Source organism: Panacibacter ginsenosidivorans, from assembly GCF_007971225.1.
GTDB lineage: Bacteria > Bacteroidota > Bacteroidia > Chitinophagales > Chitinophagaceae > Panacibacter > Panacibacter ginsenosidivorans.
The window spans coordinates 3,178,272-3,190,733 of sequence record NZ_CP042435.1 but is presented as its reverse complement, the minus strand read 5'-3'; the positions used below and the strand labels follow the sequence as shown (position 1 = coordinate 3,190,733).

General features: G+C 35.7%; 10 protein-coding genes. 4 read left to right on the top strand and 6 right to left on the bottom strand.

The features are described from left to right. Positions 1 to 210 precede the first annotated feature (210 nt). Both FRZ67_RS13440 and FRZ67_RS13435 read right to left on the bottom strand, forming a co-directional pair. Positions 211 to 723 (bottom strand): T9SS type A sorting domain-containing protein, encoded by a 513-nt coding sequence (locus FRZ67_RS13440; protein WP_147190071.1) that lies wholly within the window; start codon positions 721 to 723, stop codon positions 211 to 213. Positions 724 to 1,040: 317 nt separating this feature from the next. Next, positions 1,041 to 1,679 carry a hypothetical protein gene (locus FRZ67_RS13435; protein ID WP_147190070.1) on the bottom strand — a complete coding sequence of 213 codons (639 nt, stop codon included), beginning with the start codon at positions 1,677 to 1,679 and terminating at the stop codon, positions 1,041 to 1,043. A 596-nt stretch (positions 1,680 to 2,275) separates the two neighbouring features. Here FRZ67_RS13435 and FRZ67_RS13430 point away from each other — a divergent pair. Together FRZ67_RS13430 and FRZ67_RS13425 are read left to right on the top strand one after the other, a co-directional pair. Then, positions 2,276 to 3,136 (top strand): UDP-2,3-diacylglucosamine diphosphatase, encoded by an 861-nt coding sequence (locus FRZ67_RS13430; RefSeq protein ID WP_147190068.1) that lies wholly within the window; start codon positions 2,276 to 2,278, stop codon positions 3,134 to 3,136. Further along, complete coding sequence (locus tag FRZ67_RS13425) at positions 3,133 to 4,125, top strand: glycosyltransferase family protein (RefSeq protein WP_147190066.1); 993 nt, start codon at positions 3,133 to 3,135, stop codon at positions 4,123 to 4,125. The genes FRZ67_RS13430 and FRZ67_RS13425 overlap by 4 nt, the downstream gene beginning before the upstream one ends. Before the next feature lie 33 nt (positions 4,126 to 4,158). Here the strand turns inward: FRZ67_RS13425 and FRZ67_RS13420 are convergent, their stop codons facing one another. From FRZ67_RS13420 to FRZ67_RS13405, 4 genes are all read right to left on the bottom strand, one after another. After that, positions 4,159 to 4,914 carry a hypothetical protein gene (locus FRZ67_RS13420; RefSeq protein WP_147190064.1) on the bottom strand — a complete coding sequence of 252 codons (756 nt, stop codon included), beginning with the start codon at positions 4,912 to 4,914 and terminating at the stop codon, positions 4,159 to 4,161. 104 nt (positions 4,915 to 5,018) lie between these two features. Next, the gene (locus FRZ67_RS13415) at positions 5,019 to 6,200 is read right to left on the bottom strand and encodes a parallel beta-helix domain-containing protein (RefSeq protein ID WP_147190062.1); all 1,182 of its coding nucleotides are present in this window, start codon (positions 6,198 to 6,200) and stop codon (positions 5,019 to 5,021) included. A gap of 1,015 nt (positions 6,201 to 7,215) precedes the next feature. Then, positions 7,216 to 7,851 carry a porin family protein gene (locus FRZ67_RS13410; RefSeq protein WP_147190060.1) on the bottom strand — a complete coding sequence of 212 codons (636 nt, stop codon included), beginning with the start codon at positions 7,849 to 7,851 and terminating at the stop codon, positions 7,216 to 7,218. Between the two features lie 264 nt (positions 7,852 to 8,115). After that, a complete protein-coding gene (locus tag FRZ67_RS13405; protein WP_147190058.1) occupies positions 8,116 to 8,448 on the bottom strand; it encodes a hypothetical protein in 333 nt (110 codons plus the stop codon). Between the two features lie 272 nt (positions 8,449 to 8,720). Here FRZ67_RS13405 and FRZ67_RS13400 point away from each other — a divergent pair, with 272 nt between their 5' ends. Together FRZ67_RS13400 and FRZ67_RS13395 are read left to right on the top strand one after the other, a co-directional pair. Next, positions 8,721 to 11,048: a sensor histidine kinase gene (locus FRZ67_RS13400; protein WP_158638368.1), complete on the top strand. Its 2,328-nt coding sequence runs from the start codon at positions 8,721 to 8,723 to the stop codon at positions 11,046 to 11,048. Positions 11,049 to 11,249: 201 nt separating this feature from the next. Further along, on the top strand, positions 11,250 to 12,365 hold the full coding sequence (locus FRZ67_RS13395; protein WP_147190055.1) for a sensor histidine kinase: 1,116 nt from the start codon (positions 11,250 to 11,252) through the stop codon (positions 12,363 to 12,365). Positions 12,366 to 12,462 lie beyond the last annotated feature (97 nt).

Below are 12,462 nucleotides of genomic sequence, written 5' to 3'. Positions count from 1 at the left end.
TAATAAACCTCATGCTGTTCTTATTTACAAAATATTTTAGTTGCTAATTTTGATTCCCCTCCACCCAGGTGTGCGACGCAATCAAAGCTGCCATGAAATACAAATGCCGGCTCCAAAAAATTTCTTCTCATGCAACCAGCATTATAATACTAACAAAAATAAAAAAACCGTCTCGTTAAGGAGACGGTTTTAGATCAAAAGAAAACACATCTATTGAACCATAACTTTTACCAATTTTTTTCCGTTGCCTACAATCATTTCCACATTATAAAATCCTTTGGCATATTTGCTGAGATTAATACTTTTTATATTGGTTCCGGGGTTTACAGCAAATTTTTCTGTGCTTATTTTTTTACCGGTCATATCGTACACATTAACAATAGCGCTACCACTTTTTGCAGCACTTACAGAAAGTCTTACTAATCCTTTTGTGGGGTTTGGAGATGCTGCAACGCTTATATCATCTTTTGTAATTAAGGATGACGAAGTAACCGCTGTTATTTGCGTGCCTTCAGCGCCGCATTTTATTTTCAGCGTGCATACAACAATACAGCCGTTTGCGTCTGTTGCTGTTACAGTATATGTTCCTTTACAAAGACCATTTCGTGCAACACCTATATAGCCATCATTCCAAACTACTGTGTAGGGTGCTGTTCCTCCTTTTACTTTAATTTTGGCCGCGCCATCACAAGCATAATTTCGAAGGGAGAAAGACTGCAGCAATAAATAATATTGCCGCGAAAGATAAAATTCGCTTCATAGTTAAACGGATTAATGATTAATTAATAGATATGCAACTGCCAAACAATGCTGGAATAACGGGTTTAGATCTTGAATAATCAGAAGTCGTTATGCTGAATGCTTAGGGCAGAAAAACATACCATACGGATTACCCGGTAAAAGTAGATTCTTTTATATAAAGAAAACGGGTTTTAAGTTTTTACGAAATTGTTTTAATGGATAATTAAAACAAAGGGCGGCTTTTAAAAGCCGCCCTTTGTTTTACTGATTAGGTTTTTGTTTTATTTAGGATAATGGTTTTATTTTCCAAGATCGCCACATTCCTGCAGGCAATAATTAGTACCACCATACCATTTACCGTTTGTTATCTGCATAACATTGCCACCCCATGCTGTTTGTGTTTCTGCTATAGAACTACCATCGCATCTTACTACAACAGCGTGTGGATAAACGCAAAAACATGTACATGTGCCTAACTCAGCTCTGGATATAACAAAAGTGTAACTGGTAGGTAAACCCGTACTAGGATCACAAGGACCGGCCGTTCCAGCATTAAATACCATTTTGTAAGGAAATTTACCAGGTGCCAGATCAGAGCTCTTTGCCTGCGTACAATCTCCATTGGTATTGCAGTCAATGCTTAAATGAACTTCTGATAACTTCCAGTCGCCACTGGTATTATAAGTTACATACACATTGTTCGGATCATTTTGAATAGAGATTGAACCTGCTGGAATTGTTTGCCCTGCTGTTAATGGAGCTTCAAGTGCGATGCCACACATAGTAGTAGGGTCAAGATCGAGATTACTTGAGCTTGTAGCAGAAACCCTTGATACAGGAGCAACGGTTCCTGTTGCGCTTTTAGAACATGCATAAAAAAGACTGATCGATGCGGCTAGCATTGCCGTTAGAACAAAAGTTCTGTTGGTTAACTTCATAAAAATTGGATTTTAAATTGAAAAAATATTTAATTGTTTATCAGTTACTGAAAGTCTGTAAGTAGATACTCAAAGAAACAATACTAACCGAAAAACAAATAAATAATACTTATAGGCAAAAAAGTTTTTTTATGGTTTATAATGTTGGTACAATAAAAAATCCGCCATTGTCAGTAGCGGATTTGTAAAGTAAAAGTAGTACAAACAAACAGCATAAGCAATTAGTGGGGCTTAAATAACTATGAAGATTGTATAAACGATCACTGTAATTTTTAATGTGCTGACTGTTTGCTTCTCAATTATTTTTTGTAAGCAATAGTTTATAATGGCATCTGTTGTTGTGTCACTCACTTGTACATTCAAAGCTTTATTCGTCAATTGGGAAATGAAAATGGTAGATACAGAGAAGATTAAATTGACGATTCGCGTTCAACAGTACAAGAGTGCGACGCAACGAAAGCTAAATAGTTATTCAATTGTGGGGCTAACAAAATTCATTATTGCTAACATTACATTCACAAACAGATCACAATGGCTTAATGTTTACATAACATGTACGTAATATAATCTTGGGACTTTTGTAAAACCCCAATACTATGGAGCGCAGATATGTTGATGTTGTGGTAATGAGTGACCTGCATCTTGGCACCTATGGCTGCCACGCCAATGAACTAGTTAATTACCTGAAAAGCATTACCCCGCGTATTCTTGTTTTGAATGGCGATATTATTGATGGCTGGCAATTCAGTAAAAGATATTTTCCTGTGGCACACATGCAGGTTATAAAAGAAATCATGAGCCTGCTGGGAAAAGGCACACGGGTAATTTATATTACCGGTAACCATGATGAAATGCTGCGCCGCTACAGCGATATTGAAATAGGTAATTTTCAACTTACCGATAAAATGGTAATGGAAATAAATGGTAAGATGACGTGGATTTTTCATGGAGATGTATTTGATGCAACAACAAAAGGCAGTGCAAAAATGCTGGCAAAACTTGGCGGACATGGCTATGATCTTTTAATACTCATCAACAGTTTTATAAATTGGGGTTTAAAACTGATGGGCCGTGAAAAAATGAGCTTTAGTAAAAAAGTAAAAAACAGTGTAAAGAAGGCAGTATCATGGATCGCTGACTTTGAACAAACAGCTGCAGAGCTTGCCATTGAAAAGAAATATGATTATGTTATCTGCGGGCATATACACCAGCCGCAACAAAGAATCGTTGAAACAAAAGATGGTAAAGTAACATATTTAAACAGCGGAGACTGGATTGAGAACCTTACCTCACTTGAATACATGGATAATGAATGGAAGATCTATCATTATGATGAAAAGGCATTTGAGGCCCAGAAAGCAACAATAGTAAAAATGGAAAAAAAATTGCCCGAATTAAATGTGCTTACCAATGAAGTGGCTATGTTTATTACCTCACTTAAAGTAAAGGCAGATTGAAAATATTTTATGCAGTACAAGCAACGGGCAATGGACATATAGCAAGAGCCGCAGAACTGTTGCCCTTTCTTCAACGGTATGGAACAGTAGATATTTTTCTTAGCGGAAGTAACAGTGACCTGCAAACTGCCCTTCCTGTAAAATTCCGCAGCAGAGGATTAAGTTTGTTTTATCATAAAAATGGCGGGCTTGATTACTGGCGCATGCTAAAGGAATTGAACGTAGTAAATGCTTATAAAGATGCAAAGCGATTGCCTGTAGAAAAATACGACGTGGTGATCAACGATTTTGAAAGCATAACTTCTTTGGCCTGCAGGCAGAAAAAAATTCCTTCTATAAGTTTTGGTCACCAGGCAAGTTTTCAAAGCGATAAAACACCACGACCTTTAAGGAAAGACCCGGCAGGTGAATTTATTCTCAAAAAATTTGCTACTGCTACAAACTATATTGGCCTTCACTTTGAACAATACGATGATTTTATTTACAACCCTGTTATAAAAAATGATATTCTTGCCGCCGAACCTGCTGATAAAGGGCATATAACCGTTTACCTGTCTCATTATGCAGATGAGGTTGTTGCGCCACAATTGCATAAAGTAAAAGATACACGGTTTGAAGTATTCTCTAAAAAAGTAAAACAGGTAACAGTTGATAAGCATATTACATTTATACCAATCAGTAATCATGCTTTTAATGAAAGTATGATCAACTGCACGGGCATTATTACCGGTGCAGGTTTTGAAACACCTGCAGAAGCATTATACCTTGGTAAGAAATTATTATGCCTGCCTATCAAAGGGCAGTATGAACAACTATGCAATGCAGAAGCGTTGAAAAATTTTGACGTGCCGGTAGTTAATGGTATTGATGAAAACTTCTCAACGCATGTAAACAACTGGTTACAAAATGATCCTCCATATAAATTACTTCTTACCCATACAATAGAAGAAATTGTAAGCACAGTTATGCATAAAGCAATACATTGTTAATTTGAATATGCAGGAACTGGGTAGATGTTTTTCTTATTGAGTTGGTACTACCTGTGATTGCTTCTTAGGTTTAAATGGTATCATAATACCCGTTGAATAATTTACATTGTCTATACTTAAAGCTGAATTAGACGGAACAGCTATTGTAAGGCTGCCCTGGAATTTCAAACTTTTAAATCCTCCTCTCATCATAATTCCCGGCTCCCATATAAAAAATGATTTGGTGTTTTTTAGCAATTGTATGTCATCGTAATCTACCGGAAATGCATCTTTATTTACAGAGGAGTTCTTTACCTTAAAGTTTGCCAGACTAAATTTTGAAGCAATCGCTATATCGAAATAGGGGTTCGTAAAACCAAAGGAGGGCTGTACAAAAAATTTGGTTACCCCTGCTTTTGAAGTTTCTGCAGATCCATACTTATTATTAACGACCCCAGTTCCAATACCTGCATATGTTTCAAAGACCCATTTATGATTAGTGGTGGGTTTAAAATACCCGCCTGCTGCTTCTATATAGGAGCCATTTCCTGATCCATAGTCTTCCTCACTTTCCGATGCTGTAAAAAAATTCAATTGTACACCTACATGGTTCCCAACTGCATAAGCGCTTTGGACTTCAACTCCCTCGTAATAATTTCCTACACTATATTTAAGTTCAATATTCCCATCATTTTTTTCTTTTAGTAATGGAATGTTATTTGAACTGGGAGCATAATAATAGTGCATGCAGGAACTTGTAAACAAGCTAACTGCAACTGCAATCAGCAGTATTGTTGATCTGTATTTCATGGCAGTTTTATTTATTGTTTAAATGTTATAAGTACTATGAAGAGGTTCTTAAAGGGCGCCTGGAAAGGCACCCCTTATACTTCAAACCCCTAAACAGCATTCTATTAATTACAAGTTGGCAACGGATCTGGCGAGCTTGTTTTAAAAATATTATTAGCCCAGCAGTTATTAATACCTGCTCCATCCCATAAAAGATCAACACCTGGTAATTCTATTGGTAATGGTGGCGGTGCAGAACCATTTCTTTTTGCCTGGTTCTTGAAAATGTAAGCACCATCCGGATTAGGTTCTATATCTGCAAAATATTCCGGTGGAAGACCCGCCAGTTCACCAAGCACCAATGTGCTAAATACTACAATGCCTGTAAAATTGTTATCTGTTACGTTGTTGTTATCAACCTGTGTATTATCAGTACCAAGTATTAATATGCCAATACCAACAGGCACTACAGATTCAAGAGAACCTTCTTCACCAAAGTTTATATGGTTGTTATTGAACACATGGTTTCCGCTTACATGAACATTGTTCGATGTCTTAATGTCTTTCTGTGGAAGCAGATCTACCATTATACCTGTGCAGTTATCGTAAGACTGGTTATGGGTTACTTCTATATCATCTGAATTCTCTGCTTCCATTCCTATTACATTGCCAAATGCAGTGTTGCTTTCCATAGTTACATTATTGGATTGACCAACGTATATACCAGTGTCGCTGTGCCCTGTTGCACTGCAATGAGATATAGTGCCATTACTGCAATGCAGCGGAAACAGACCATACTCTCCATTGCTAATGGTAGCAATATGAATAAGCGAAAAGCCATCTACGCTGTCAAGATAAACACCGTTTTCTTCAAAATTCTGTACAGTAACATTTCTTAGTAAAAAACCATCACCTGCATCTGTAACAGTGATACCATTTTCTTCATCACCAGGATTTTGAATAATCACTTCGCTGGTTGCGGTTGGAAGACCAATGATCTTAATGTTTGCTTTTTCTATATGCAGGGCCTCTGTATAGATACCAGCTTCAATTTTTATAACATTTCCCGGCTGTGCGGCATCAATTGCAGCCTGTATAGAAGTGCCTGCCTGCACAATTATATCAGCTTTGATATTGCTGACATCAGCAGATGTAAGATCCTGGCTTGTTGATTCTTTCTGGAAAGCTGTGTCTTGTTTTTTACAGCCGAAGATCGTAACGATCACCAGGAAATTAATAATGAGTAACAGACTACCAACGCCCGGTTTTTTTTGTTTAGTACCGGTAACTTGCTGGACTTTGTTCATAAGAACCTCCTTTGTTTTGATTGTTTATAATTGTGTGGACATAGTATTAGTGTTCAGTTATTTCAGGCTAACTGTTAAGTAGCTTTTAGGAATGTTTGTTGAATTTTTTCTATGCCAGCTTACCATACACTGGCAGCGATTTTTTTGAGAAATTTTTTGGGTATAAACTGCAGTTCTTTATAGCATCTCCTGTTGCGTCGCACATTTGTACTGCAAAATATTGTTCATCATTTTATTCATTTCGTTTTCGTGCTGAATAAAGAACAGAAACCTGAAGTGAGTGACACAACAGGCGTTGCTACCTGTATTGCAGCATGGAAACAACTAATTCACCGTCTTATCTGTAGCCATAAACAATCATTGATTTTGTATAGCTGCAATAGCAATCGGGGCCCTGCGTACAACATAAATATGCGTGTACAGAAACTGCATAAAACTGTACTAACAGTTTTGTCAATGGGAGGCGTTGCATGGCTGAAGTATTGAGGTTAGAAGAAATTTTTTTGTTGGTAACAGATCCGGTCAAAAGTTTGCTAACACTTAATTGCTGAAAAAGTATTTACCGTATTTTTTTGCAGCATAAAGCTAAAAACACCGGGATGCAGATGCTAATTGAATATTGCGGTTCTACTCAATTTTTTTGCATTTTATACTAATAACAACGGCAGTGGTACAAAGAATAAGTACGAAACCTTAACGGGCATTATAAATAAGTTGTTTATTACGCTAAACAATTAATAAGAGCTTCGGGCATCCCGGAGTTCACAAAATCAAGTTTTGTTGCCCCAAAAATCAAAGCTGCCCCTGCTATCTTGTGATTTATCACCGGAAATATTTGAGTTGGAAAGCCCACCTCGTTCATTTGATAACAGTGTAATCCAGTCTGTAGAAAGAGTAAGAAACTTTTTATGTTACCAGCATTTGTACATGCATCATCGTTCTTTGCGTCGCACTCTTGTGCTGCATAATATGTATCCCGCAACGAGAGAGAAATCGCTATGTTCTGATCTTAGGTTTATTTATTACCGAACACGTAGCCCAATTTTATTCCCCAGTAAGCATTGTAAAATTTTGATGTATTGTCGTTTGAAAGATTTACAAAACCTGTATTGATATTTGTTGCTACAAATAAACCATTTTTAAAACGAAAGCCCGCAAGCAGGTCTACACCCGCATCAAAACTCTTAAGATCATCGTTATCGCCACTGCCAAACTTTATGTCCATTGTGGTATGTTCGTTGCCGGCGCTTAATTTATCTTTTCCTGAAATACCAAAATCCAGTGATGGACCGATACCAAAATAAAAACGGTTTCTTCTGCTGTAAATAAAATCCAACGGTAATTCAAGGTAATTAAGTGTAAGTGTACTTTTGAATTCAGTGCCTGTAGTATTATCAGTTTCTATACCACCTTTTTGTACAAAGGACAACCCTGGTTCGAAAGCAAAATGTTTTCCCATAGCAATATGTACATTAATACCTGCGCAAAACCCTGCTTTAAAATCGGCAGAAGATGATTGATTATAATAATCATCACTTGTATAATAAAATGAAGGTGAAAGCCCTGCCCATACAGCAAATTTTGTTTGCGCCATACTATTGCCTGCAAATACAAGCAACAAAATAATCAGTATTGATTTTAAAGTCTTCATGGTTGAAATGTTTTGATTAATAATGAATGTTACTTTTCTGAAATGATAATTTCATTTCAATAATCAAGCTATTATCTATTTACTGCTGTATCAACAGAGAGTTAATAAATATGCTGTTACAATTTATATAATGCAGTAATTGATGTATAAAAGAGTTTGCATAATAAAAGAAAACGGTTGCCAGGCAGGAATGAACAGCCGTAATACAATTATGTAAAGAAGTATGTGAATCCGGTTGATAAATTCTAAACCCGAAAGAATAATTTATTTAGGGGGAAGGTAAAAATATTGATGTCTTGTTTTTTCTGCCAGGAAAGAAATTAAGAGAGAACCAGCAGTATTCCATAAACCTGTTGAAGAAGATCCTTGATAGGTATTATCATAAAAAAATAATGGCATTCTTTTATAATCCTGCATTGTATCTGAAGGGAAATGAATATAGTAACCATTTGACAGTGCCGATGATTTGCCCATGAATATATTTACACTACTATGCAAACTGTCTTTTACTGCTATCTTTTTATTTGTAGAATCACCCTGTGCAATTGCATGATATGCGACAAATATTAAAGCAATAGAAATAAGGATCGGCTTCATACATGTTATAGATTATGTCTGGCATTTTCATTTTAAGTTATACTCCCGATAAGTATCATCAAATATACATTTAGCAGATAGTGCTTTTCACTTGGCAGTTTGCCTCTTTAAGCTAATGGTGCTAAAAGTAAATAAACAGTTGTCAGCCCGGATCGGTATGTTATAAACCCATATCGGAGGTTTACTTAAACGCATTATGAAATAGAGTAAAAGAATTTTATATTTAGAAGATGAATAAATGTTATTCATGCAGTGTAACTACCAGTAAGCATATGTCAAAACCATTTCGAATATTAATACTTAGCTTGTTCATTTATTCCGCTGCTTTTGCCCAGCAATTTGAAACTATTCCACAAGATGTTTTTTCAGGTATAAAACTGTTGAAATTTGGCAATATTCTATGTACTACAAAAGGTTCTGTATTGGTTGCTCATTCCATGGGTATAGCTGAAATAGACAGAATGCAAATTGAACTTGTTACAACTTCAGGTCCTTTAATTAATGACAAAGGAGGGAAATCATTTCTAGGTAAGAATTCAAATATTTTTAAAGATCAGTATGATTCTCTTACAGGGATAAAACTAATGTGTGAAGGCCCTGATAAAATAATGTATGTTGTAAGCAACCATAACAATTTTGGATGTATAAATTATAATCTAAACAAAGCCATTGGCTGTGCACCTTTTAATTTCCCCACTGACAATGGAGAACAAAAAGTAGTTACCAATATATGGATTGATGGCGAAGGCAATTTGTTCGTTGCAACAAATAATGACAGCATTTACATCATTGAAAAAGCGACAAAGTTATTTAAGTCCGATAACAGTAATAAAGTATTACCAACATTTGTGCCTGGGATCGATAAGGATAGCAATTTTGTTGTTATCACCGGCGCGCTGCCTGTAAAACGTTTTAGCCTGGGGCCTGGCATTATACCTTACTCATTTGCACAAAACTCTGATGATACAAGAATCATATTAATCGGCACTAACAACGGGCTGTATGGATATGATAAGCAAACCGGACAAAACATTAATTACTTTAAAGATGAAAAAAATAATAAACTCACAATTACAAACATTGAGGAAAATAAGATTGGTTCATTCATCTGGTTTAGTACATTGGAAAAAGGAATGGGAAAATTTAATATAGCAACGAAAAACGTTAACTTTTTTGAATATCAAAAAAAGAGGTCGGGAAATGATACAATGTACCCAATAAACACTTTTTCAAGAAAATCTGCTAATGAACTTTTTGTTGCTGTCGCCGATTCTCTTCCCGCAGTTTTCAACACCAGTACAGGTGAATATTTATTTATAAACGATACTATATTTTATCATACCGCAAATAAAACAACCGATATTAAAGCAGATGCTTTAGGCAATTTATTTATAACCAAAGGTGATGGCTTTTACTGGAGCAAAAACTGGATGCAAAATAATTCATCATCATTTAAATCAGACAGCAGTTTGTATGGCCCGTTTGTTACTGATATCCTGCTTAATGGTATTCGCTATAATTCCAGGTATGAATTTTATGGCCGGTACGAATCATTAAAAAAGATCAATTTAAAATATAATGAAAACTATATCCAGATTTATTATTCATGTCGCGGTATCAATCCTGATAGTCTTATATATTCCTGGAAGATGGATAATTTCAGCAGCGAATGGCAGGTAATGCCGTACTCAATTTTTGGTGACGAACTGAACATAATCAATTTTGAAAACCTTAAACCCGGAACTTATAACTTGCGGATAAGAGCAAAAAGCGGAAGTCGGCCCTGGCTAAAAAATGAAGTACAATTAGTAATTACTATTGCTCCACCTTTCTGGCAAACATGGTGGTTCTGGTTATCAGTAATTATAGGCGTTTTATTACTTGTATTTGTAATTGTAAAGTGGCGCGTAAATGCTGTAAGAAAACAGGAAAGGGTAAAAGCAAAACATGAAAAGGATATGCTGCAACTCGAAGCAAAAGCGCTTCGTGCACAAATGAACCCACATTTTATTTTCAACTGCATGAACTCAATTAAAGCACTGGTGCTACAAAAAGAAGAAGACAAAGCGGTGAATTATTTAACTACTTTTTCTAAACTGATACGAACCATTTTTCAAAACTCAGATAAGAGAGAAATTACATTGTATGATGAAATAGAGACCTGCAAACTATACACACAATTGGAAAGCATGCGCTTTGGAAAAAAATTCAGTTATCACTTCAATATTGATGAAACAATTGATTTAAAATCTATACAGGTACCTGCACTTATCATTCAACCTTTTATTGAAAATGCTATCTGGCATGGCATTATGCCAAAAGAAGAAGGCGGAAAACTTACTGTCTCTGTCACCAAAAAAGGAGATGCTATTTCCTGTATTATAGATGATGATGGTATCGGCAGAGAAATGTCCAAACAAAATAAATTCAAAGGCGAGCCTTCCACGCACCAGTCAAAAGGTGTGCATTTAACACAAAGCCGCCTCGATCTGAATAATGCATTAAATCAAAGAAATGCTTCCGTTGAAATTATTGATAAGAAAGATACAGCAGGTAATGCTGCCGGTACAAAAGTAGTCCTGACCTTTGTGGAATTTTAGTAGTAATTTTTGTACTTAGCTGTAATACTTTGTGCAGCTGTTGTTGCGTCGCACACTTGTACTGCAGAATATTGCTTACTCCTTAATTCTTTTAGGCCTGAATGTTTTTAACTTATATAGATATTGAAGCTATAAGGAGTTATTTACCTCTCACGATTGCAAACAATCCGTTCAAAAACTTAGATAAAGTAAAATAATTAAATGAAAATTAAAGTATCATCATATTGGAAATGTCAACTAATTGGGTGGAATATTTTTGCATTCTTCCTATATTTCGTAAATGTTCTTACCAACCCTGGAGGGTCAGGTTTTTTTGTACGTGCACTTACAACTGTATTCTTTGGAATTGTATTTAGCCATTCGTTAAGGGTAACCATAAAAGCTTTTAAAATATTTCAAAAAAACTTTGCACATCAAATAGTTTATTTGTCTTTGCTAAGTGCCCTCTGGGCTTTTTTGGGAACTGTATTTTTTCTTTGGGTTCTTACCATTACAGGTATACAGCAAAGCACAAACCCTCAGAACCCTCTTACAGATGAATTTTTTGGTTTTACCATCTATGCTTATTATCAAATATCAATCATTACGACCAGTTGGACAGCAATCTATTTTTTAGTTCATTATATAAAAGAAATCAGGCAAGTTGAACAAGAAAGAGCTTCTCTCAAAATAAAACTAATCGAATCAGAAGCACAGGCTCTTCGTGCACAAATGAACCCACATTTTATTTTCAACTGCATGAACTCAATTAAAGCACTGGTGCTACAAAAAGAAGAAGACAAAGCGGTGAATTATTTAACTACTTTTTCAAAACTCATCCGCACCATCTTTCAAAACTCAGATAAAAGAGAGATCACTTTATTCGATGAAATCGAAACCTGCAAATTATACACGCAGTTAGAGAGCATGCGCTTTGGAAAAAAATTCAGTTATCACTTCAATATAGATGAAACGATCGATTTAAAATCTATGCAGGTACCCGCACTCATCATTCAGCCTTTTATTGAAAATGCTATCTGGCATGGCATTATGCCAAAAGAAGAAGGCGGAACGCTTACTGTCTCTGTCACCAAAAAAGAAGATGCCGTTTATTGTATAGTAGAAGATGATGGTATCGGCAGAGAAATCTCTAAACAAAACAAATTCAAAGGCGAACTATCCACGCATCAATCAAAAGGCGTGCACTTAACACAAAGCCGTCTTGATCTGAATAATGCATTGAATCAAAGAAATGTTGCTCTTGAAATTATTGATAAAAAAGACGTTAATGGTAACCCTTCAGGAACAAAAATTATTTTGACGTTTATAGAATTTTAATTGCTTGTAAGCATGCGTTAGTAATAAACTCTTTTGTTGAATAATATTGTATATGTACAAGTGTGCGACGCAACAGAAGCTTAATTGAAATATCAAT

Coding starts and splice junctions, on each gene's coding strand:
- FRZ67_RS13415 (WP_147190062.1), bottom strand. CDS start 6,200: ATGAACAAAGTCCAGCAAGTTACCGGTACTAAACAAAAAAAACCGGGC.
- FRZ67_RS13435 (WP_147190070.1), bottom strand. CDS start 1,679: ATGAAGTTAACCAACAGAACTTTTGTTCTAACGGCAATGCTAGCCGCA.
- FRZ67_RS13400 (WP_158638368.1), top strand. CDS start 8,721: ATGTCAAAACCATTTCGAATATTAATACTTAGCTTGTTCATTTATTCC.
- FRZ67_RS13405 (WP_147190058.1), bottom strand. CDS start 8,448: ATGAAGCCGATCCTTATTTCTATTGCTTTAATATTTGTCGCATATCAT.
- FRZ67_RS13420 (WP_147190064.1), bottom strand. CDS start 4,914: ATGAAATACAGATCAACAATACTGCTGATTGCAGTTGCAGTTAGCTTG.
- FRZ67_RS13410 (WP_147190060.1), bottom strand. CDS start 7,851: ATGAAGACTTTAAAATCAATACTGATTATTTTGTTGCTTGTATTTGCA.
- FRZ67_RS13395 (WP_147190055.1), top strand. CDS start 11,250: ATGAAAATTAAAGTATCATCATATTGGAAATGTCAACTAATTGGGTGG.
- FRZ67_RS13430 (WP_147190068.1), top strand. CDS start 2,276: ATGGAGCGCAGATATGTTGATGTTGTGGTAATGAGTGACCTGCATCTT.